Source organism: Myxococcus sp. CA005, from assembly GCF_006518205.1.
Classification (GTDB): Bacteria; Myxococcota; Myxococcia; order Myxococcales; family Myxococcaceae; genus Myxococcus; species Myxococcus xanthus.
In genome coordinates this window covers 1-22175 of record NZ_SRLV01000051.1, presented here as the reverse complement: position 1 = coordinate 22175, position 22175 = coordinate 1, and the positions used below count along the sequence as shown (strand labels likewise).

The following is a 22175-nucleotide window of genomic DNA, read 5'->3' as shown; positions in this document are numbered from 1 at the left end:
GACCGGCCCCTCAGAAGGTCACCGTCATCACCACGGTGTCCGCATAGGCCCCCGCGGGGATGGCCTGTCCGGCCGGGATGCGCCCGAAGATGGGCACCGTCACCTCCACGCCGAACAAGGGGACGACGGGCCCATAGCGCCCCGTGCCCGACGTGCCGTTCCCCCAGACGATGAGGCGCGTCGCGTCCACGTAGAGGTTGTATTCCAAGCGCTGGGCGCCCGGCCCCGCCATGCTGCGCGCCAGGGGGGTGCCGGAGCCACCGGCGCTGAAGTCGATGGTGATGGGGGTGATCTGCCCTTCACACCGGTAGGTGATGCTCCCGGCGGAGTCCCGGGGCAGCAGGTCGGTGGTGAGGTAGGTGCCGAAGCTCACCCCTATCGTGCTGCGTATCTGGCAGACGGCACCCGCGAGTCCTGGCAGCAACCCGCATACGCCAGCCACCGCGAACGCGGCCGCCCTATTTCGCCTCGTCATGGACACACCTCACGGTTCCCAGGTCAATGACCTTGCCCTCGAGGGATGGAACCTCCAGCGAGGTCGCGCAACGGCCCTTGGGGTAGACGACTGTCGCCGGCAGACGCCCTTCGGGCAGGCCCACCAGTTCGAACTCACCATTCCACCCAATGGGCGAACTCCACTTCTCTCCGTCCTTCTCGGCGCGAATCTCACCGTAGGACAGCCAGCGCGTGTCCTCCGCCGAGTCGATGGTCACCTTGCCCCGGTAGGCGCGGATCGTCTGCGTCTTGAAGTCCAGCACCACGCCGCCTCGCTGGTACGTGGCCACCACCTGCTCCGTGGAGGGGATGTAGACGTCCAGCGGCACCTGATGGTCCGCCAGCGAGAGCCGGTTGGCGTTGTAGGCCTGGAGCCGCGTCACCACCAGCTCGCCGCTGGCGTCCGTGCGCCCGATTTCGTGGTTGTTGAGCCGCACGCCCACGCCTTCCACGCCCTTCACGCGAACCAGCGCGTAGCCCTGGTCCACCGCGCGCGTGGGACGCACGCGTCCGCCAATCAGCACCAGGCCGCCGGCGACCTCGGCCATGCCCGCCATCCGTCCTTCGACCCACTCCGCGCCCGCGCTGACGCGGCCCACGTTGGAGTCGAAGTCGGCGCGCGCCATCGCCTGGTCCACCGCCCCCACCCGGCCCTGCACCTGGTAGCCCAGGCCGCCCTCCATGGGCACCGAGCGCGCGATGTCCACCGATGTGGTGCCTTTCCCGCGCAGCGCCTGGGAGTGCCCCACCGTGCCCGTGGTGCGGGAATCGAAGATGGCGTTCAGGTACACCATCCCCTCGATGGCGGAGCCGCCTCGTTCGGAGTTGCTGCGGCTTGCGGAGAAGGACAACGTCGACCAGTCGGTCAGCCGCGCGGAGGTGGTGGCGCCCAGCCACGTCGTCCACCCGTCCCGCTGGTAGCGTGACAGCATCGCCTGCCCGCCCACGCTGACACTCTCCCCCAACGCCAGGAACAACGAGCCGCCCGTCTCCAGGGTCGGGTGGTCGTCATCCAGCTTGAGGCTGGTGTGCGTGTAGGACGCGTTCATGCCCCGTCCGAAGACGGAGCCACCCACCCAGCGGCGCTGGAGCCCGTACACGATGCCCGCCGCCAGCCCCGTTCGCCGCTCACTGCGGCTGATGGCCTGTGACAGCTCCAATTGGCCGAAAGGCAACTGGATGAGCTGCATGGCGCCGGTGCTGACGACGTTGGGCGCCAGCTCCAACCGCACGCCCGGCGTCAGCCACGAAGTGAGGCCCATGCGGAAGTTGCCCAGGAGCAGGGGCCGGCCGAAGTCGAAGTTGTAGAGATTGACGGACTCCCGCTCGATGCCCGCGGAAAGCCGGTAGTCGACCACGCCCGGAGAGAGCTGCTGCCCGCTGAGATAGTAGGACGTGTTCACCTCGCTCGCCCGACCGAACGCGTCCCGGATGACGTAGCGCGTGTTGCCCTCGCCCCGGGGCACCGTGAGGTTCTCCAGCCGGAAGGGGCCGGGCGGGAGCTCGGTGCGCTTCACCAGGTGGTTGTTGACGTAGACCTCCAACGTGGACGGCGTGGCGACGTCACCCGCGAAGTCCTGCATCGGGTTGCGCACGAAGTACGGATTCAGCTCGAAAGTGCGCATGAGGTGGAAGCCGGCCACCACCGCGCCGCCACCCAGCACGCCGCCAAATCCCGTGGACTCACCCGCGATGGCGCGCACCATGTGCTTGGGGAAGTCCAACGACAACTGCGTGAGCCCCCGCAGGGGCACGGAGCCGGGCCGCCATCGCGCCTGCGTCGTCAACAGGCCCCGCCCCACCGACGCGCCGGCCTCTCCAAAGAAGGTCAGCGAGGTGTTGCGGGCGTGGGCCGCGTAGTTGATGAAGCCGCTGGGGCTGCCGCGGACGGAGTAGTCCGACGGCGCCTGCGGCCCGAGGTTGATGCGCGTCTGTCCGAAGGCGGACGCGGGCAGCTCGCACGACAGGCTGACGGTCCGCTCGTTCAGGGTGCAGCGCCCTTCGGGCTCCAGGGACCGCGCGGCGATGTATGTCTTTCCTTCGATGACTTCCTGGCGGCCCCCGAGCGCCACCAGGTCCACGCCATGGGCCTCGAGCGTGGCCGCGGGGAGCAGCACGTCGCTGCCGCGCAGCATGGGAAACGTGGCGCCGCGGGGCACGCCGTTCAAGGTGAAGTCCGCGACGATGGGCATCGGCGGCGCGGAGGGGTTGGCGGCCACGGGGTCTTGCGCGGCCGCCGACAGGGCCCCCAACGACAAGGATAACGCCAGCACCGTGCATGAGGGCGCGCGGGTTATTGCAAGCCGGGAGGGGGCCATGGTGCGTCGGTCAGCGAGCGCAGGGAGCGGGAGACTCCACGGGGGAGGTCTGACGGAGCACGCCCTGGTCGGTCTCCATCTCCACTTCCACCGTGCGGACCTTGCGGCAGACCTTGCCCGCGATCTCCATGGCATACACCTGCGCGTCGCCCGCCAGGACGTACCAGCCGGGTTCCTCTTTCTCGACCAGCCGCTTGCCCTTGGCGTCGAGCCCCCGGACCCGAAGGTTCCGGATGAAGAAGTTCACCGTGCCCGGGTTCTGCACCCGGACGTGGAACTTCGACTCGCGCAGCACGGCTTCCGCGATCTGGCCTTGAACGGTCTTCTTCTTGGGCGCGACAAAGACAGGCACTGAGATTCGGGTGAGGACATTCAACCCCGTTGTCGGGGTGGACGGTTGCAGCGGGGGAAGCTCCTCCACGACGATTCGGAAGGAGCGTTCGGTATCCTGTGGAGCCGAGGAGCTCCCCACCCGGATGGGGCGGGACTCCCCGGGCTCCAACGTCAACATGGACGGGAAGAAGAACAAATCCTGAGTCGGCGCGAGCGACATGCGCCCTTCTTCGTCCTGAACCCATGAATAGACAGAGGCTTGGAAGCGTGTGGATTCGCTGCTCTTGTTCCTCACGTTCATCACCACGCCACGGGCGCTTGAATCCAATTCAAGCCGAACCGGACTGACATCGAGCTCAGCCGCGCTCACGGTCCCCATGGCCATCCATTCCAAGGCAGCCGAACACATCAGGCCGCCAGTCCAAGACAGAAGACGGTTACGCATGTGTTATCGCCCCGAATCAGAAGGTGATGGTGGCGACGACGGTGTCGTTGTACGTGCCAGAGGGAACGTTCTGACCGCGCGGAACCGTGCCGTAGACCAGCACGGGGACGGGCAGGCCCGTGCCCAGGAACGGCAGGCCGGAGCCCGCGGTGTTACCCCACCCGATGAGGCGGGTGACGTCCTGGTTCAGGCCGTACGCAAGGTAGTCCGCCGACGCCGTGTTGCGCATCCGGCGCTGCGGGGCCGCGTCCGTCGAGCCCGAGGCCGGGTGCAGGCCCTGGCCCAGGGTGATGACCGCGGTGCCGAGCAGGGTGCACTGCACGCTCAGCGTGCCCGTGCCGAACAGGTCGATGCCCAGCGCGGAGTTGACGATGATGGGATCGTACGTGCCGAAGTTCAGCGTTCCGCCGCCGCCGCCGGAGCCAATGGCGCAGGAGCCACCGACGTTGGCGGTGACGTTCAGGTTGGCGGTGGCGGTGGCGGCCTCAGCGGACGAGAAGGCGACGAGAGACGCGGCAGCGGTGACAGCGGCAACGGTAGTCTTGATTGCGTTCATTTGAGTTGCGTGCTCCATCGAGCGGCCGGTTGATTCCGGCTGCGTCAGGGCATTGCAACCCGCTCGCCGCCCGCTGAGCGGTCCGGCGCACCCCTCCCTTCAGCGCATGTCGCACCAATGCCTCGCGTGCGCTTCCAGGCAATACGTGGAAATAGCCTCTTGTTTGTTTTTAAAGCGAAACGCACACATGTCCCTGAGGGGAGCCCTTCAGGGAGGGACGGACAGGCTTCGCGGTCCGCGCCAGGTCCTTGGCATGTGGCATCGTGTGACAGGATGTGCCCAGGGGGCGTAAGTTCATTGCCCACGCTGGGCAAGGCTCTACCCATCCCTGGAACGAGAAGCGCGAGGGTGTCCGGCGGCGTCTACCCGGTGACACGCGCGTTCCCCAGCCGAACGGAACTGAACTACCCAGCGCGTCCGTCCTTGCTACCCACTTCTGGCGAAGCGCCGGACGCGCTCAGTCCACCTTCGCCACGCGGCGGCGGTCTCCGAGGAACTCCTCCACGCCATGGGCAATCGCCTTGGCGACCTCGGTCTGGTAGACATTGGACTTGAGACGTGCCTCTTCGTCTGGATTGGAGAGGAACGAAGTCTCCACCAGGATGGCCGGCATCTTCACGCCCAACAACACATAGAAGAGCGCTTCCTTGTGGCCCAGGTCGCGGATGCCCTTGTACTTGCGGGAGAGGCCCCCCACGAGGCTGCGCTGCACCTGGGTGGCGAGCCGCGTCGACTCCTCCGTGTTCGCCTTGGTGGCCAGGTCGGCCAGGATGAACTGGAGGTCGCTGATGCCCTTCTCCGAGGACGCGTTCTCCCGCGCGGCCAGGCGGATGGAGTAGCGGTCCGCCGACGTGTTGAGGGTGTACGTCTCGATGCCACGCAGCGTGCGCTTCTCCGCGGCGTTGCAGTGGACGGAGATGAACAGGTCACCGTGCTCGGCGTTGGCGTACTTGGCGCGGTCCTCCAGGCGGATGAACCGGTCATCGTCGCGGGTGAGCACCACCTCCAGGCCCTTCTCACGCAGCTCCTCCGCCAGCTTGAGGGAGATGGACAGCGCCACGTCCTTCTCGCGCGTCCCCCCCTTGCCGATGGCGCCCGTGTCGTGACCGCCGTGGCCGGGATCGATGACCACGCGCCGCACCTTCAGGCCGAGCTGCTCCGCCAGCGTCAGCTCCATGCTGCGCGACTGCTTGGCCACGGCCTTCAGCCGGGCCTGCGCCACCTTGTCGTCCACCGGACGGGTGATGGGACGCGGCGGCTCCGCGGCAGCGGGCTTCGAGGCCATGGCGGCGGCGACGGCCGCGTCCAGGCTGCCTTCGCGCGCGTCCTCCTTCACGGGCGCGCTCGGCTCCTTCTGGGGAATCCTGGGCGACGGCTCGCGCGCCATCTTCTCGATGGCGGCCACCAGGCTGGACGAAGGCCGCTCCGCGGGCCCCGACGCCTCCACGGCCGGCGCCGGCTGCGCGTCCTTGGACGTGTCGGTCGAGGCAACGGCCTTGGACGTGTCGCTGGTGCCCGCGCTGGAGGTATCGTCCGGGGCGGAGCCCTTCCCGGACGCGGACGTCTCCGCCGAAGCGACGGCCTTGCTCGACACGGAGCCCTTGGCGGAGGCATCCACCGACGCGGAGCTCTTGCCGGAGTCGGCCATGGCGGTCGCTTTGCCAGCGGTGCTCGTCTTGCCCGACGCGGAGGAATCACTCTTCGCCACGACAGGCGCGGCCTTGCGAGGGGGCGGCGGCGGGGCCTTGGGCGACGGCAGCGAGGCCAGCAGCTCCCGCATCTCCCGAGCCCGGTCACCCTTGCTGTTGACGGCCAGCGTCTCCGTCAGGACCTTGCGCGCGGACTCCGGCTGGTCCAGCCGGTGGACGTGAATCTTCGCGAGCGCCAGCGCACCGTCATCCGACAGCCGGTGCTTCGGGTAGCCCTCCAGCAGCTTGGTGTAGTCGGTGATGGAGGCCTTGAGGTCGTCCTCCACGAAGGAGATGCGGCTCAGCTCCTGGAGCATCTCCGCCGCCGTGAACAGGGCATCCGGCGCGCGGTCCGACTTCGGGAAGCGCGCGGCCACGGACTCGAAGCGCGCCACCACGTTCAGCCAGTGATGACGCAGCTTGCGCCGGGCCGCGTCGTCCTTCAGCGCGTAGTAGACCTTGCGAGCACCCTGATAGGCCTCCTCGGCCTCGTCTCGCTTGGCGGCCCCCACCGCGCTCGGGACGAGCAGCAGCAGCACGGGCAGCACGATGACGAGGCGCGAGTGCATGGGGTTCCTCCGGGTGGGCGCGAGCTACAGGCGTGTGTCACACAGCCCCACCTCCCCGGCAAATTTTCGGCCCCTACCATCTGTCTCAGCGCAGCCACCCCAGCACCCCCGCGAGGTCCTGGTCGATGACGCGCGCCCACCCAGGCTGCCGGGGCACCACCGCGGCCAGCACCTTCTCCCCGTTGCGCACGGGCGCCCGCCCCGGCCGGACCCGGGCGCGAACCGCGTGCTTCACGTCCTGCCGGAAATAGTGGGCCGGAAAGGACACCTCGCTCCGGGCCTCCGGCAGGGGCCCGTCCGGCGTCAGCCACACCAGCGCGCCCAGCCGCAGCGGCTCCACCTCCGAGCGCCACAGCCGCCGCATCTCCCACGCGAAGTACCCCACGGCCACCAGCACGCCCAGTCCGATGCCCCAGGGGAGCAGCCCCACGCGCATCGCGCGGGAGCGGGCGAAGCCGGCCTCGCGCGGCCGGTCCGGCATCGCGGGGTCCACCAGCAGTGTCACCCGAGCGCCCCGCCCCAGGCCCTCGGCGTACTCCGCGAAGGTCCGGATGCCGGACACGGAGTGCTCCGCCTCCGCGAAGGTGTAGAGCACCTCCAGGGTGGCTTCCGCGCCATCCCGGGCGTCCAGGGGGGGAAGGCGGGAGGCCACCACCAGCCCCTCCACTTCCTCCGCCCGCGCGGCGAAGCCCTGCTCTTCGACGAAGTAGCGTCCAGCCCAGCCGGCGCCGGTGCCCAGGAACGCCACGGCCACCAGTCCCAGGAGGACGCCTCGTACCACGCGCCCCACGGCGCCGGGCACCTGCGTCAGTCGGACCTGCCGGGGAGCATGCGGAATGGCCAGCTGCATATGGACGCGCAGCCTACCCCAAGCGCGGCGGACGGACGCACACGCCGCCTCACGGCGATTCTGGCAGCCGCACCCAGACGCCCCGGAAGCGCTTGCGCGACGGGTCCTTCAGCCGCTTGCACTCAACGCCGTCCACGGGCGCGGCGCCGTCGTCGCTGAGCAGCAGGATTTCCTCGGTGTCCTCCGGCGTGAAGAAGGCCTCCGGGTTCAGGCCCGCCAGGTCCACCGATTCCACGGCGACCGGGGCGTCCTCACCGCCGCGCCAGGTGAACAGCCGCGAGGTGCCCTCTCCCGCCGTGCCACCGCTGATGATGACGTAGCGGCCGCGCCACCAGGACAGCGAACGGATGCCCAAGCCGCCCAGGTCCAGTTGCACGGGCTCGCCCAACTGGGCCCGAGCGCCCTCTTCCACCAACGCAACCGGATTGAGCAGCGGCACCAGCAGCGCCTTCCCGTCGGGCACGGGGCTGCGGAAGCCCACGAGGATGGTGCGTCCATCCGCCATGGCCGTCATGCCCTCGATGTTGAGCCCACCCGGTGCCTTGGGCGCCTTCGTCTCCGCCCCGTCCAGCCCGAAGCGCGCCAGTTGGGGCGCCGCGAGCATGTCATCCAGGAGTTGCGTGTACGGCCGGCCCACCAGCCGGGGCCCCGCGTCCGTCTCCTTGGTGGCGAAGAAGCGCAGCCGGCTGGGCGCCTTCTTCCCGGAGCTCTTGCGGCCGTGGGACGTCAGCCAGAAGGACAGCGAGCCCAGCCCGGTGGCTGCCTCGATGTCCGCCTCCGGGGGCTTCTTCTTCGCCGCGGGCAGCTCCAGGTCCGGGGACAGGTCCACGCTCTGCACGGGTGGACCGCCCCGGCGCGCGTCGTAGACACGGAGGATGTTGTCCTCATCGTCGCCCACGACGAACAGGCTGCCGCCGAGCGCCACCGCGCCGGAGGCGTCACACATGCCCTCGAAGCGCAGCACCTCGCGGCCATCCATGGACGCGGCGGTGACGGCGTCTGGCCGCTCCCCCACGCCGTGCGCCGCGCACCCACAGACCAGGACTCCCATGCAGACAGGCAGCATCCTCATGGCCCCACTCTTGGCCACTCCCCGGCCATGCGGGGAGTGGCGTGGCGCCGTTTGTGTGCTGCGAGACACAGGACCCTGCGCTTGCATTGAGCAGTGGGCGCCATCACTCAATGCGCGGAAACCATGAAGTGGAGGCTGCTCACCGGCGGCAGTGACGATGCCCCGGTGAGACAGCTTACCGCATCAGACATTCCGGCACTTTGCTTTGCGTGCTCAATCACACCCGATGGCGTGGGTATGGATAGAGAAAGTGCGGCGCAACGTCGCTGCGGTGCCGGATGAAGAGCGGCCCCCAGGACGGGTTCCGATCGTGCATCTGCTTCAGCAGCCGAATCATTCGGTCGAAGATTCGCCGGACGTCCGCCTCCGCGGCCAGCGCGGCGGTGACACCCGCCGCCACGAGGTGCGCGGCGTAGATGCCTTCGGTCACAGCATCAGGAAGAGCCCCAAGGCCGGACACAAGAAGGCGCCGCATCTCCTGCACCTTCTCCTCGTCGCTATTGCGCCAGGTCTGGATGGAGCCCAGTGAGTGCCCTTCAAGAGCGTTCAGCTTGCTGGAAACAATCACCTCCGCAACCAGCTCGGCGGATCTCCGCGCATCCTCGGGGTCCACCTTCTTTCCTGCCAGCACCAGCTCCTCAGGCACCACATCCATTCTCACCTCATTGAGAATCACCTGAGACCACTCCGCCGCGTGGTCGAAGCGCAGGCGCGCAACAACGTAGGCCGCCAGGAACCCCCGAAGGATACCCGCGGGATGGGGATCCGAAGCGCGCCCACCGTTACGCAGTCTTCCCTCTCCACGGAATGCGAGATTCAACCCTCGAAAGTAGCCAATGAGCCCGATGCCCGCGGCCGGCCCCATGTTGAGAATGCCGAGGACATCGGACGCTGTTTCGTCGATGCGTTCACTCCAGTAGTGACCCAATGAAGCGAGCTTTCCCGCTTGCAAGTGCTCATTCACAGCAATGGCAAGCTCCTCCGGCAATCCATCATCGGCATGCAGGATGTCGTGCCCTCCCACCTCATGACCGATCGCAGACCACGCCAGCAGCCCCACCCTGGCATGCGCGGGAGGAAGGCTCACGATACCAGCGCCCATCCCCAGGACGGACCTCGTTACATCCACCGGCCACGTATAAGGCCCGAATTGAGGGCTCCCCCACTTCACCAGAGGCGGGATGACTCCCCGATCTGGGGGCTTGACGTTCCGCCGGTCCTCCGCGCTCAAGAACCCGTCATACAGATCGCTCACGACCTCCTCAAATGCATCCGTCGCGACGAGTTGATAGTTCTCCCCGTTCTGAAGGATGGTGTGCGCAGCGTCGATCACGAGCCCCGCCTCGCGCTCGCGCGTGGGGTCCCGCAGAAGCACTTCCGCAAACCCCTGGGACCCGAGCTTGTCCAGGATGCGGAGAAAGGGAACCAGGACCTCGTCGCGATAGAGCGGCGGAAGTGTCACACGAGCCGCTTCGATGCGGCCCCGGAGTTGGTGATAATCGAGGGGCTCCGGCGGTCCCGGGTCGGTATCCTGTGCGGCCAGCACAATGTCCTGAATACAGGCAGGCAGGTTCCGAATGTCCACGCCCTGAGACTCGCTCTCTCCCAGCGCGCCGTTCCTGGTACGCCTCACAGCGGTACGCCCCGCTGGAGTCCCCCCGCGCGCCACCTTCCGCCCCTTCTCTGTCCTTGCCATCAACACCTCCCAGCAAGTGCAAACGATGCGCAGTGGAGCGTCGTGGGTCCACTGCTTCATGGGACGAGAAGGGCGCGCTGGTCCGCACGGCTGGGCGAACGTGCCGTGGCTGGTCGCCCAGGAAGACAGTGGACAGCGCCGACGCGGGTGGGCGCCATCCGCGTGTGCTGCCACCAGCCTATGACGCGGGCATTCGCGCCAGATTCTGCCAGAATCGGTTCAAGCTCGTGAGGCCACCAAAAGCCGAGCTCCAGATGGTGGCGTCGCAGACGAGCAGGTGCCCAGCACGAGTCGCATCGGGCGGCATCCACAGCATGGCATTGAACCGGTCATGACCGCGTTCGACAAAAGGATGAGGCGGCGCTGAGGGGTGAATCAACTGGCGCGCCAGCACGCTCACGCGGCCTTCCAGCGCAGGTGGTACCCACAAGTGTGGCAGATGCGCGTGGAGGTTGAACGTCTCTACGCCCACAAGAAACCCAGGCGTGTCGAGGTGGGTAGCCACATCGAGCGGCGCGGGTCCACCATCGGGCGCGGCCGCCGGGCTGAGCCCGTAGCGATTCTCCACGGGGAAGCCCAGTTCCGCGAGCAGGGATCTCGCCACACCACCGAGCCGCTGCTGAGAAGAGACAAGGCGGTCACCGTGGTGCAGGAGCTCGACCTCTCGCGCCGACTGCTCTGGAGGCGCCCCTACGTCATGATGAGGACAGACGATGAGCGCCGTGCCCGAGCGCATCAGGAACCGCCGAACCGCGGCCACCTCGTTCGCATCGACCGTCTGCTCCGTCACCAGATGGTCGAGACTCACAACGATAACGGTGTCTGCACTACTGAGCAGCCGGTCATCCAGGGGACTGCAGCCCCCTTCTGCGCTCTGACGCTCCACGAGCGTTACGGCGTTGCCGGTGGCCTCGAGAATGACCTGGATGAACCGCTGAAAATCAAAGAGAATGACGTGCTCAAGAAAACCTGCGATGCCCTGCCGATAGCGCTCTCCATCTGCCGCCCACTCATAGTGAGGCCAGATGGCACGCCGCAGCTCAAAAAGCGCTGGATAGCGGTTTTCCAGAGTACCCAGCGACGCCTTCTCTTCGAGCACGCGACTCCATGCAAAGTACAATAGAAAGCGACGCCCGGCCATCTCAGTAGCCCCTGTCTCGAGTGGGAATGAGTTCCTCAAGAGCCGCACACACCACCTTGCGGAACTCAACCTCCAACACGTCGATAAAGGATCCCTCCTTCGTTTCGGTAACCCAGGGGTCCATCGTCACCGAACGCAGCACCGTGATGTTGTCGCCCGGCGAGCCACCTACTCCGAGCCGGGCCTTGTAGTTCTCGATGAAGCCACGACCGTAACCCGGGCCAGACAAATCCGTCGTGCTGACGATCAAGTCATAGCCATAGATGTCCGATCCCGGATCGATGCTAAGCCGATCATAAATTGCCTTGTTGAGCTGGTTGGCCAGCGCAAGGTCCCGGTTGAGCTCCCCCGTGGCAGTCCGGAAGTTGAACGCGTATGCAAGGATATTCTCATCCGGGCCGAGCTCTCGCAGCAACGCCATTGCCTCCGGATCCTTCTCCAGTTGCGCAGACGTCGCCCGATCAATGCGCTCACGAAGAAATTGGAGCTGCTCTACTATATTTCCACCGTTTGCCTCTGCCGGAAGCCGCGACACCGGAACGACCACGAATGGGTCCCCTTCCTTCGCCATGCAGAGCAGACGCACATAGAGGCGTTTGCAACTGAAGAGCGCCTGCCCAATGATCTTCCCGTATCCACTTCGGGTGGGACGAATGACCCGGTGGCTCAAATACACGGCCGCAGCGGCAGCGCCCGGCTTTGAGCCCTCGAGCCCGTAGATGCCAACTGTGGGCTCTGCGTCTCCGTGAAAGACCACGGGGGCGCTGAAGGTGACCAGATCGCGCATGGCCGAGTTGCGGTAGCAGAGCGCGCCAGCTGGATAAGGGATGTAGCCCGACTTGTGTGGGTCCACGGTAATGGAGTCCGCGCCCTCTAGTGCGCGGAGCTGCTCCGTCGCATACCGGCTCAGTGGCATGGCGGGAGGTGGAGCGGCGGCGAAGCCACGCGTCAAGGGCTCCAGCATTGCGAAATCCTCGCGGATACAGGACGCATGATATCCCCCCCAGGCTGCGTCCGCATGAACGTGGAAGTCGAGTCCTCGGCTTCGGTACTCGTCACGCAAAGCCAGGAGCTCCTTCAATGGATCAATGGCGCTCTCTTCGGTACTGCCAATGACCGCAACGACGGCGTAAACCGGCCTTCGCCGCGTGAGGCAGTCCTCCAGGATTCGACGCACGGCGGTGAGATCCATGCGCGCATCGAGGTCCACGGGCACATCGATCATATTCGAGGCGCCGATCCCCAGCACCGCCGCGGCCTTCGGGAACGAATAGTGACGCGTGCCCGGCACCAGGAATACTGGAGGCTCGGGAACGTCTCCCAAGAAGCGGCGTGAGAACTCGATCATGCCGAGGTTTTGCAGCGAGAAGCGAGCCAGCACCTCAGTGAGGGTATCTCGGGGGATCTGGAACTCCCGAGTCAGTCGTCCGAAAAGGGCCAGCACGGTGTCTTCTGGAAGGTTCAACAGGGACCAGGTGTCGAGCTCCACGAGCTTCGCTGTTCCTCCTTGAGGAACGGGCACCGTGAGGTCTCTGCCGAGCGCAATCGATGCGTCCTCCCGAAGCGCGGCCTGGAGGGCAACGGGCAGAAGCTTCAGGTTTCGCGCCGCCCAGATGGCCTCGATGTTGGCCACCGACCCATCGCACGTAATGTGGCCCCAGGGTCGGAGGGCACCGGCAGCCAGGCCGCCGGTGTCCGGAATGGTATAGCCAAGCATCCGGCACAAGTCGTCACCGACGAGGATTTCGAGCAGCGTCGTTGCCGTGGAGCCCTCGAAGGCAACGTTGTTCGGATTGTACAGCATCGCGGAGAAGTACCCGACAACCCCTGGCAGCGTGAGGTCCCAATTCATATGCCCCTGGTAGCGCATGCTGAAAAAGGGAACGGACTTCTTCAGGAATGCCAACAGCGAGCGGTGTCCGGCAACGAGCGCATCAAGGGCCTCGATATATTCGGGGCTGCGTTTTATCTCCTCTGTGATGTGAGTCGGGTCTCCCGGGTGAAAGTTGCGGCGCCAGAACACCTGGTCCCGAATGGCCTCTACAATGAGAGACTCCAAGACATCCGCGTTTTCGCCCTTGGGCCCCAAGAACCACGCTTCCACTGCGCGGGTACCAGCTCCATCCAGTCCTGAAATGTTGCTGGCGGTCGCTACCTGCCGCATTCCCTCACGGAGCCTCGCAAAGCTCGGACCTCTGAAATCCCGTCGTGATTTCATGACCAGCTCCCTTGCTACAGAACCGCGACCGAATGAGCGCCCGCTCGTCTCTCAGCCCTCACAACCCAAGGCCATCCAAACCTAGTGTCGTAAGTCCAGAGGACACACCACCTGCCGGGGCATGAGGAATGTCCTCAATTCCCTTGCAAGGTCTTCAAGCGCTCCATGGTGGTGCCCGTCCATGCGGACGGGGTCCAGCGGCGCGTGGAACGGGCTCGCGCACGGCTGCTGCGGGGAGGGAGTTGTCCACCGGCGAGGTCGCCCTGAGCGACGCTCCGCGTCGGAAAGTGGACGCACAGGAACCACTCCGCTTCCTGCGACCGCCATGTCGTGGCCACAAGTCCCATCCCTGCCAACAAGGCCCATCAGGAGGAACGCCCATGAAGACCGAACGCCAGAAGATGCTGGACGGGGAACTCTACGACCCGTTTGACGCGGAGCTCGTGGCGGCCCGAAATCGCGCGCGGGACCTCTGCCAGGTGCTCAACGCCACCCGTGAGGGTGAGCAGGAGGAGCGGCGGCGCATCCTTCAAGCATTGGTGGGGGTGGGTGGCGACACGGTGTGGATGCAGCCGCCCTTCTTCTGTGACTATGGCTCGAACATCGAGCTGGGCCAGCGCGTGTTCTTCAACTTCAACTGCATCGTGCTGGACGTGTGCCGGGTGAGCATCGGCGACTACACACTGTTCGGGCCTGGGGTGCAGATCTACACGCCCATGCACCCGTTCAACGCGGAGCTGCGGCGGAAGGAGGAGTTCGGCAAGCCCGTCACGATCGGTTCAGACGTCTGGGTGGGAGGCGGCGCCATCATCCTCCCGGGCGTTCGGATCGGCTCACGCGCGGTCATCGGCGCGGGCAGCATCGTCACCAGGGACGTTCCGGATGGCGTATTCGCGGCCGGGAACCCCTGCCGCGTCATCCGCGAGATTACCGAGTAACCGTCGAGCCCGACGGCGCGCTTTTGCCAGAGGGAGCGCGCGCTTAGAGGCTGGAGAATGAGCCTCTGGGTCCTCGTCGCGGCGGTCTTCGCGGGTCTGCTGGCCGCCGTACCGCCGTGGTGGTTCGCACGTCGTCGCCCTGGCTACAGCCACGTGCGAAACACCATCAGCGAGCTGGGAGAAACGGGGGCACCCGACGCGGCCCGAGTTGCCTGGCTCGCCTTCGCGCCACTGGGCCTCGCGGTCTGGGTATTCGTGGCGATGCTCAGAGGGCAGTTGCAGGATGACACCCAAACGGGCCTCGTATTGCTTTCCTTCCTGGGCGTCAGCTACGTCGGCGCCGCGGTGTTCCCATGTGACGCTGGCGCGCCATTCTGGGGGACCTGGAGGAACCAGGTTCACAACATCGTCGCCGCCATCGGCTACTTCGGCGCGGGCGCCGGCCTGATTGAGCTCGGGCGCGCCTTCGAGGACACGGCGATGCTGTCCGGTCTTGCGATGCTCACTGCCGCGCTGGGCAAGGGAGTCCTCGCCGGAATCTTCGTGCTGTCCTTCGAATCGCCCGTGCGAGGACTCGTTCAGCGACTCATCGAGGCGACGGTTTTCGGCTGGATGGTCCTGGTGGGCGTGTGGCTGGTGGTCGGGGCCTGAGCCAATCCCTGCACCATCAGGGCTTTGCGAAAGAACAGCAAGATTCCAAAGTCAGCAAGCAAGCATCTTGACATGAGCTGTGGCCGAAAGAATCCTGTGTTCTCCTTCCAGCCAAGGAGATTCTTGTGTTCCGGTCCGCTGCTCACCATGCCGTCCTGCCGTGTCTCGTAATGATTTCCCTGCTCGCTTCGACAGAGGGGCGCACGTCCAGCGCAATTCCGGCAGAAGCCGCTCAACTCGTCGGACAACGCTCCATCAACTCCGTGCCGCACGTGTGCGACATCGTAAAGTTGATCGTCAAGGATCATTCGGGTGCCGATTTCGAATCGATCACCCCCGAAGCCCGGCTCATCGAGGACCTGGGGATGGACTACCTCGACCACATTGAGTTCGTCATGGATCTCGAGGACACCTTCGTCATCGAAATCCCAGACGAGGAAGCCGAGAAGATCATAACGGTTGGGGACGCGTGCGATTACGTCATCAAAAACCTTCCCGACTGAACAACGCGGGTCCTGACCAGAGCGTGCCTTGGAGGCACGGAGAGGGCCACGCAGCCCTCTCCGTGCAGCCAGGCTCAGGGGAACTCGGGCGGGCAGAAAATCGCGCACTCGCCCGGGATGACGGGGCTGCAATCCTCGGGGCAGGTAAATCGGTTCTCTGAGCCATTGCAGATGCCGTCGCCGCATTGATTGCAGTCGGCCGGACAGGTCTCACCGGCCTCACAGATGTTGTCGCCACACGTCATCTTCCGGAGCCGGAAGGTCTGGTAGCAACCGCCGAAACGATTGTCCATGTCGAGCGTCAGGGTGACGGCATTGCTCGAAGTCACCGTGTGCATCCCAGCGTTCAGGCACTGACCATTGTGTCGGTCCGCGTCGAACCGCACATCCAGCGCCACGTCACTGCGCCCGGAGATGCTGAACGTCTGCACGCAGCCACCATAGGCGTCGGTGGTATCGATTCCCCAGGGACCGGCCCAGTTGAGCACAGGGCCCACGGGGACGACGTACGTCCCCGGGTTGTCGCACTGCCCGTTGGAGGTCGGGTTGCCCTGCCCGAAGAAGCTGACCGTCAGCGACAGCCCGCTCAGCTCACCGTAGGGGTCATAGATGCCGAACTTCTGCCAGCACCCCTGCGGCCGGGAGTCGGTGTCCAGGCGAACCTGGCTCGTCCACTGCCCCAGGCCCCGGCCTTCGGAGACATTGAATCCGTTACACTCGTCCGACACGCCGCTGTACGCGCGAAAGTCGTGCCAGAACTGGATGCTCTCCAGCGCGTCACTGCGCGTGCCGAGCGCGTCAGCCTCAAGGCTTTCTTCTGGAACGTCGGAGCCACAGCCGGTGGCAAGGACAGCAGTGGTCGCAAGAATCGCAGCACGGGCGATGCAGTTCTTGAACATGTGATTCCCTGGGTTGTAGTGGACTCAGAGGGTCGGATCGCGATGCAACGCTTTGCGGCAAACGCTCCTTGCCCTCGGGCAGCGAACTATTCCCGCAAACAGCTACATCGCAGCGGCCAGTCTACGCGCAGCCCAAACACAAAGTCGAGCAAGCCACCTGTCTGCCAGGCGTGTCAAAAATGACATCCAGCAAAACCCCTCCATGCCCGATTTTAATTCCAACGGCAGACATGGATATTGACGCGCCTCGACAGGCCGCATTCGCCGTATGGCAATATCCACAGTCCACGTCGTTCAACAGCTCGCTGTTCGGAATTGTCGGGAGATTTCGCGGCGCAAAACCCCCGACATTTCCGAACAGCGAGCTACGGGAGTGACTCCGGCTCCCCCCGGCTCGAGGAGCATCCGGTGGGCACGCGGTCCGTTCAGTATGAAATCAGACGCCTCCCACAGGAGTCCCCTGTGGGAGGCGTCTGGACTGGGCGCTTGAGCGCTAATCAGTGCTGGCTGCCGCTGGTGGGCCGTCCGTTGAGGTACGTCTGGAGCACCTGAATCTGGCTGATCTTCGTCGGGTCTCCCCCGTTGGCCGGGTCGAAATCGAGCGGGTTGGCGCTCAGCACGACGAAGTCAGCCACCTTGCCTTGCTCGATGCTGCCAATCAGCTTGTCGAGCTCATGGTGACGGGCCGGCACGATGGTAATCGCGCGCAGCGCCTCATCGACGGTCGCCGCGTGCTTGGCGCCCAGCACGTACTCCTTCGAGAAGTCCGGATAGGACCAGGTGCGCCGCGTGACGGCCTGCTCCACGAACCAGAGCGGACGCGTCGGCGTCACCATCGAATCGCTGTGGAGCGAGAACGGGATCTTGTTCTCACGGTCATAGGCGATCGGATCGATCTCGCTCGCGGCCTCGTGCCCCAGCATTCCCACGAAGGCATCACCCCAATACGCCACGTGTCCAATGAGGTGCGTCACCTGGACGTCGAGCGTCGGTACCGGCTTCGTATCCATCACCCCCGCACCATTGCGCAGGTCACCGATGCGCTTGGAAATCGCGGGCCGGCCCACCGTGTTGTGGATGAGGAGGACGGGGCGCGTGTTCGTCTTCGTCTGCTGGAGCCGAGACAGCGCATCGATCGCCCAGTTGTTCGCCCCATTGCCGTTGGCGTGGAGCTGGAACCGCCAATCGCCCTGGGTCCAGAGTTCGCTCAAATCCTCGGTGAGCGCCTGCACGTTGTCGTAGTCGGCCCGGCCCTCGCCATCACCCGAGCAGTGCCCGCCGGCCAGGTAGTGGTAGGGCGCCTCGAGCTTCGCGGTGCAACCTTGCGTCGAGCCGTCGACCCAGACCTTGATGCCACCGGCGCCCAGCCACTTCGGCAGCGCGCAGTCATTCCCTGCCTTCGGCTCACAGGCAGGAGCCGTCGGCTTCAGCTTCGCTGTCTTCGCGGCCTCGGCGACCACGACGCCCGTGATTCGGAAGGGAAAACCGGGCAGCTCGGTGAACCGCTTCACCGCGTTGATCTGCGCCACCGATTGGAGGCCGCCGTCCGCGATGGTGGTGACGCCCGCGTCGCGCAGCCCCCGAATGACGCGCTCGACGTCCGCGCCCCCCGTCTCCGCGAACTTGACCGGATCGGAGAACACCTGCGCCACGGGCAGGTTCTTCTGCAACGCCGTCAGGAACGGCCCGAACGCGGAAGGCTCCTGAAGCAGGCCCACGAAGTTCTTCGCCGAATCCGTGACCCAGTCGCCGCCGCCACTCTTGACGGAATCGGGGATCGTACAGGTGTTGGCGTTGGCGTTCTGAACGCCACAGACGACATCGAAGGCCTTCTGGTTCACGTAGCCCAGGTGTCCCGACTGATCCAGGATGATCACCGGACGATCCTTGCTCACGCACGCCTCGATGTAGAACTTCGGCTGCGCCGTGAAGGGCGAAGGTCCACCCACCCCGCACCCCTTCGTGTTGTCGAACACCTGCCTCGACGGGTCCAGGTTCATCCCCAGGACGAAGGCGTTGCCGCCGACGGCACTCGTGCCCTCCAGCGCCATCGCGGAGAGCGCGCCCAGCACTTCGCTACGGGCCTTGCAGTCCACGGACGGATCCACCCTGTAGGGAGGAGGCAGGCAGGGCGCCAGGTCGTGGGTGCCCAGCGTGCTCTGAAGGAGCGTGGGCATGAAATGCAGGTGCGGATCAAAGAAGCCCGGCATCAAGACCTGCCCGGGCGCGAGCTGGACGATTTGCACCGAGGTGTCCAGGCCCTTCTGCACCTCGTCCGCGGTGCCGACCTTCAGGATCTGGCCTCGCTCATCCACCAGCACGGCGCCAGCGACCGTCCCACTGTCGTCCATGGTGAGCACCTTCCCGAGGAACAGGGTGGCGCCAGGCTTTGCGGGACCGCGCTCGACGGGCGCCGCGCAGGACGACAGGAGGGCGAGTGCAGCCACGAGCTTGGAGCCACGGGGGAATGCACGGGGAGGACATGAGGCATCTCGACGCAGAGGTCCAGACATAGGACTCCTTTAAATGAGGTGAGACACCATACACAGAAATTCAATCAAACCCACACACACCAAAGGAGCAAAAACAGACGCGTCAAGACATCGTCCGACGCGTCAGCAGGTGTCACTGACACGTCAGACGCGGCCCGTCCCCAGGGAGCATCAGCCGTGAGGCTGTGAACTGACACGACGGACTGTCCGTTGACACGTCAGCGCCGGACCGACGCGTCAGCGCGAGCCGCGCCCTGCAACCGTCCGGTCCGCCATTGGGTGATACACGCTAGTAGACGCGAGCATTGAGTCCCTGCCGTGAGCCCCATCCACCCCACCCGATCCGTATCAACGGACTCCGATTCGGGAGGTGACGGGGCCCTCGGGACACAACCTGATACGGGCGGGTGCGGCGAGGCCCTGCGCCCGAGCGAGGGCCTCACCGAGGAACAGCACAGGCGTCCCAGGCGGGCGCGCCCTACTCCAGCTCGCGCTGGAGCTTCGCCAGCAGGTTGAGCGCGTCCAGGGGCGTCATCCGGTCGATGCTCGCCCCCTTCAACGCGTCCAGCGCCTTCTGCTGCGCGGGCGTCACCCCGGTGCCACCCTGCGCCGGCTCCATGCCGAACAGTCCAAGCTGCCCGGTCGAAGCCCCACGCCGGCCGCCCTGGGGCTGCCGCACGGCCACCCGGGGCCGGCCCGCGTCATCCAGCTCCCCGGACTCCAGGTTCTGGAGCAACTCACGCGCGCGCCCCACGACCTCCGGAGGCAGGCCCGCCAGCTTCGCCACCTCGATGCCATAGGAGCGGCTGGCCCCACCCGGCACCAGCTTGCGCAGGAAGATGACCTTGCCGTTCTGCTCCTTCACGGCGACGCACAGGTTCTTCACCCGGGGCCGCTCGCGGGCCAGGTCCACCAGCTCGTGGTAGTGCGTGGCGAACAGCGCGCGAGCCCCCACCGTGTCGTGCAGGTGCTCCGCCACCGCCCAGGCGATGGAGAGCCCGTCGAAGGTGGACGTGCCACGTCCAATCTCATCCAGGATGATGAGGCTCTTGTTCGTGGCGTGGTGGAGGATGTGGCTGGTCTCCGTCATCTCCACCATGAAGGTGGACTGACCGCGCGCCAGGTTGTCCGCCGCGCCCACGCGCGTGAAGATGCGATCGCACAGGCCGATGCGCGCCGCCTTCGCCGGAACGAACGAGCCCGCCTGCGCCATCAGCGCCGTCAGCGCGACCTGCCGCATCACCGTGCTCTTGCCGGCCATGTTCGGACCGGTAATCACCATCAGCTGCGCGTCCTCCGCCGGATCCAGGCGGACGTCGTTGGGAACGAACGAATCCCCCGCCCCCAGCATGCGCTCCACCACCGGGTGCCGCCCGGCGGTGATGCTGAGCGCCACGGACGCGTCCACCTCCGGCCGCGTGTAGCCGTACTCCGCCGCGCACCGCGCGAAGGACAGCAGCGCGTCCCCAGTGGCCACCGCCTCCGCGGCGGACCGGATGCGCGGCGCCGCCGACACCACCTGCGCGCGCAGCTCCTCGAAGAGCTGAATTTCCAGCGCGCACCGCCGCTCCTCGGCGGTGAGCACCTGCTCCTCGTACTCCTTCAGCTCCGGGGTGACGAAGCGCTCGGAGTTCACCGTTGTCTGCTTGCGGATGTAATCCTTGGGCACCCGGTCGAGGTTCGACTTCGTCACCTCCAGGTAGTAGCCGAAGACCTTGTTGTAGCGGACCTTCAGCGAGGAGATGCCGGTGCGCTCCTTCTCCCGCTGCTCGATCTGAAGCAGCAGGTCCTTTCCGGACGTGGACAGCGCCACCAGCTTGTCCAGCTCCGCGTGGAAGCCGGCGCGAATCATGCCGCCGTCCTTCAGCGTCACCGGCGGCTCTTCCGCCACGGCGCGCGACAGCAGCTCCGCCAGCTCCGGCAGCGCGGAAAGGGGCCCCGTCAGGGACTTGAGCAGCGGGGACTCACACCGCGCCAGCACCGCCACCACCCGGGGAAGCTGCGCCAGCGACAAGCCCAGCGCGCGCAAGTCCCGTGCATTGCCCGCGCCCAGCGACAGCCGGCCGCACAGCCGCTCCAGGTCTCCTACTTCCTTGAGGATGCCAGCGAGCTCCTCGCGCCACACGCTGCGCCCGGACAGCTCCTCCACCGCGTCCAGCCGCGCGTGGATTTCCGGCAGGGAGCCCAGCGGAGACGCCAGCCACCGCGCCAGCTTGCGCGCGCCCAGGCTCGTCACCGTCTTGTCCAACACGCCCAGCAGCGAGCCCTTGCGCCCACCGTCCCGCAGCGAGCGCAGTACCTCCAGGTTGGCCCGGGAGGACTCATCCATGAGGAGGTTGCCGCCGCGCTCCTGCCGGCTCAGCCGGTCCACGTGCGCCGCCGCCGTCTTCTGCGTGTCCTTCAGGTAGCGCAGCGCAGCGCCCGCGGCGCCCGCGGCCAGGGGCGCGTCATCCAGCCCGAATGCGGACAGCGACTGCACCGCGAAATGGCTGCGCAGGTAGCCCGCCGCCCGCGTGGGTTCGAATGACGCGGCCTCGCCCTCCGCTACCGCCGGCGTGCGTACCAGCCGGGCGAGCAGCTGCGCCACCTCCGGCGCGTCCCGCTTCCCGTCCGGCACCAGCAGTTCACGGGGCTCCACGCGCGACAGCGACTCCGCCAGCTCCGCGATGCCCGGGGCCTCCAGGGCCATGAACTCGCCGGTGGACGCCTCCAGCAGCGCCGCGCCCCAGCCCTTGTCGTTCCAGGACACGGCGGCCAGGAAGTTGCTGGCCTGCGGCTCCAGCACCTCTTCGTCCAGCACCATGCCCGGGGTAATCACCCGCGTGACTTCCCGGCGGACGATGCCCGGCCCGTTGCCCGGCTCCTCCACCTGTTCGCAGATGGCGACCTTCAGCCCTTCCGACACGAGCCGGCCGATGTAGCGCCGCGCGGCATGATAGGGCACCCCACACATGGGCACCTTGTCCGCGCCCTTGGACCTCGCGGTGAGCGTGATCTGGAGGATCTCCGAGGCCTTCACCGCGTCCTCGAAGAACATCTCGTAGAAGTCACCCAACCGGAAGAACAGCAGCGAGTCCGGGTGGAGCGCCTTCACCTCCATGTACTGGCGCATCATGGGGGTCAGGGAGGCAATCTCCCGGGCGCCCGCACCCTCGTTCACCGGCCCCACCTCGGGCGTCATGTCCCCGGGGAGCTCCACCGCTACGGTCCTGCCTGCCTTCGCCTGCTGCGTCACGGCCATCCTTGCCCTTCTCTCATGGCCCCACCCCTGGATCAACGAACCGGCGCCCTACCCGCCGAGTTCCCTTACC

The 22175-nt window shown here is 66.3% G+C and carries 16 protein-coding genes; 3 read left to right on the top strand and 13 right to left on the bottom strand.

Annotation, left to right across the window (positions count from 1 at the left end):
* Positions 1–10: 10 nt before the first annotated feature.
* The 10 genes from FMQ63_RS22210 to FMQ63_RS22165 form a co-directional block, all read right to left on the bottom strand.
* On the bottom strand, positions 11–481 hold the full coding sequence (locus FMQ63_RS22210; protein ID WP_011553892.1) for a spore coat U domain-containing protein: 471 nt from the start codon (positions 479–481) through the stop codon (positions 11–13).
* A complete protein-coding gene (locus FMQ63_RS22205; protein WP_228556465.1) occupies positions 459–2714 on the bottom strand; it encodes a fimbria/pilus outer membrane usher protein in 2256 nt (751 codons plus the stop codon). Before FMQ63_RS22205 ends, FMQ63_RS22210 begins: the two co-directional genes overlap by 23 nt.
* Positions 2715–2823: 109 nt before the next feature.
* Positions 2824–3525, bottom strand: coding sequence for a molecular chaperone (locus FMQ63_RS22200; RefSeq protein ID WP_225909280.1), 702 nt, complete (start codon positions 3523–3525; stop codon positions 2824–2826).
* Between the two features lie 82 nt (positions 3526–3607).
* Positions 3608–4147: a fruiting body spore coat protein U gene (pru, locus tag FMQ63_RS22195; protein WP_026114105.1), complete on the bottom strand. Its 540-nt coding sequence runs from the start codon at positions 4145–4147 to the stop codon at positions 3608–3610.
* Positions 4148–4604: 457 nt separating this feature from the next.
* Positions 4605–6404 (bottom strand): N-acetylmuramoyl-L-alanine amidase, encoded by a 1800-nt coding sequence (locus FMQ63_RS22190; protein ID WP_011553896.1) that lies wholly within the window; start codon positions 6402–6404, stop codon positions 4605–4607.
* Positions 6405–6489: 85 nt separating this feature from the next.
* Positions 6490–7254 (bottom strand): DUF3592 domain-containing protein, encoded by a 765-nt coding sequence (locus FMQ63_RS22185; protein WP_011553897.1) that lies wholly within the window; start codon positions 7252–7254, stop codon positions 6490–6492.
* Positions 7255–7303: 49 nt separating this feature from the next.
* Positions 7304–8437, bottom strand: coding sequence for a DUF3616 domain-containing protein (locus FMQ63_RS22180; RefSeq protein ID WP_011553898.1), 1134 nt, complete (start codon positions 8435–8437; stop codon positions 7304–7306).
* A 106-nt stretch (positions 8438–8543) separates the two neighbouring features.
* A complete protein-coding gene (locus FMQ63_RS22175; protein ID WP_225909282.1) occupies positions 8544–9911 on the bottom strand; it encodes a hypothetical protein in 1368 nt (455 codons plus the stop codon).
* Between the two features lie 289 nt (positions 9912–10200).
* On the bottom strand, positions 10201–11121 hold the full coding sequence (locus tag FMQ63_RS37520; RefSeq protein WP_171452283.1) for a hypothetical protein: 921 nt from the start codon (positions 11119–11121) through the stop codon (positions 10201–10203).
* Positions 11122–11164: 43 nt separating this feature from the next.
* Positions 11165–13267 carry a pyridoxal-dependent decarboxylase gene (locus tag FMQ63_RS22165; protein WP_020478093.1) on the bottom strand — a complete coding sequence of 701 codons (2103 nt, stop codon included), beginning with the start codon at positions 13265–13267 and terminating at the stop codon, positions 11165–11167.
* 494 nt (positions 13268–13761) lie between these two features.
* Here FMQ63_RS22165 and FMQ63_RS22160 point away from each other — a divergent pair, with 494 nt between their 5' ends.
* From FMQ63_RS22160 to acpP, 3 genes are all read left to right on the top strand, one after another.
* Positions 13762–14319 (top strand): sugar O-acetyltransferase, encoded by a 558-nt coding sequence (locus FMQ63_RS22160; RefSeq protein WP_011553902.1) that lies wholly within the window; start codon positions 13762–13764, stop codon positions 14317–14319.
* A 57-nt stretch (positions 14320–14376) separates the two neighbouring features.
* Positions 14377–14970: a DUF998 domain-containing protein gene (locus FMQ63_RS22155; RefSeq protein ID WP_011553903.1), complete on the top strand. Its 594-nt coding sequence runs from the start codon at positions 14377–14379 to the stop codon at positions 14968–14970.
* Between the two features lie 170 nt (positions 14971–15140).
* Entirely contained in the window at positions 15141–15473 is a 333-nt protein-coding gene (gene acpP / locus FMQ63_RS22150; protein ID WP_081436820.1) for an acyl carrier protein, read from the top strand.
* A gap of 74 nt (positions 15474–15547) precedes the next feature.
* Here acpP and FMQ63_RS22145 read toward each other — a convergent pair whose 3' ends face one another.
* The 3 genes from FMQ63_RS22145 to mutS form a co-directional block, all read right to left on the bottom strand.
* A complete protein-coding gene (locus FMQ63_RS22145; RefSeq protein WP_011553905.1) occupies positions 15548–16372 on the bottom strand; it encodes a hypothetical protein in 825 nt (274 codons plus the stop codon).
* A gap of 497 nt (positions 16373–16869) precedes the next feature.
* The gene (locus FMQ63_RS22140; protein ID WP_225909283.1) at positions 16870–18819 is read right to left on the bottom strand and encodes an amidohydrolase; all 1950 of its coding nucleotides are present in this window, start codon (positions 18817–18819) and stop codon (positions 16870–16872) included.
* A 523-nt stretch (positions 18820–19342) separates the two neighbouring features.
* Complete coding sequence (gene mutS / locus FMQ63_RS22135) at positions 19343–22045, bottom strand: DNA mismatch repair protein MutS (RefSeq protein WP_171452285.1); 2703 nt, start codon at positions 22043–22045, stop codon at positions 19343–19345.
* Between the last annotated feature and the right edge of the window lie 130 nt (positions 22046–22175).

Bases quoted from the DNA above. Each gene is read 5' to 3' on its own strand.
- FMQ63_RS22200 (WP_225909280.1), bottom strand. From the start codon at position 3,525: ATGGGGACCGTGAGCGCGGCTGAGCTCGATGTCAGTCCGGTTCGGCTT.
- pru (WP_026114105.1), bottom strand. From the start codon at position 4,147: ATGAACGCAATCAAGACTACCGTTGCCGCTGTCACCGCTGCCGCGTCT.
- FMQ63_RS22190 (WP_011553896.1), bottom strand. From the start codon at position 6,404: ATGCACTCGCGCCTCGTCATCGTGCTGCCCGTGCTGCTGCTGCTCGTC.
- FMQ63_RS22185 (WP_011553897.1), bottom strand. From the start codon at position 7,254: ATGCAGCTGGCCATTCCGCATGCTCCCCGGCAGGTCCGACTGACGCAG.
- FMQ63_RS22160 (WP_011553902.1), top strand. From the start codon at position 13,762: ATGAAGACCGAACGCCAGAAGATGCTGGACGGGGAACTCTACGACCCG.
- FMQ63_RS22155 (WP_011553903.1), top strand. From the start codon at position 14,377: ATGAGCCTCTGGGTCCTCGTCGCGGCGGTCTTCGCGGGTCTGCTGGCC.
- acpP (WP_081436820.1), top strand. From the start codon at position 15,141: ATGATTTCCCTGCTCGCTTCGACAGAGGGGCGCACGTCCAGCGCAATT.
- FMQ63_RS22145 (WP_011553905.1), bottom strand. From the start codon at position 16,372: ATGTTCAAGAACTGCATCGCCCGTGCTGCGATTCTTGCGACCACTGCT.
- mutS (WP_171452285.1), bottom strand. From the start codon at position 22,045: ATGACGCCCGAGGTGGGGCCGGTGAACGAGGGTGCGGGCGCCCGGGAG.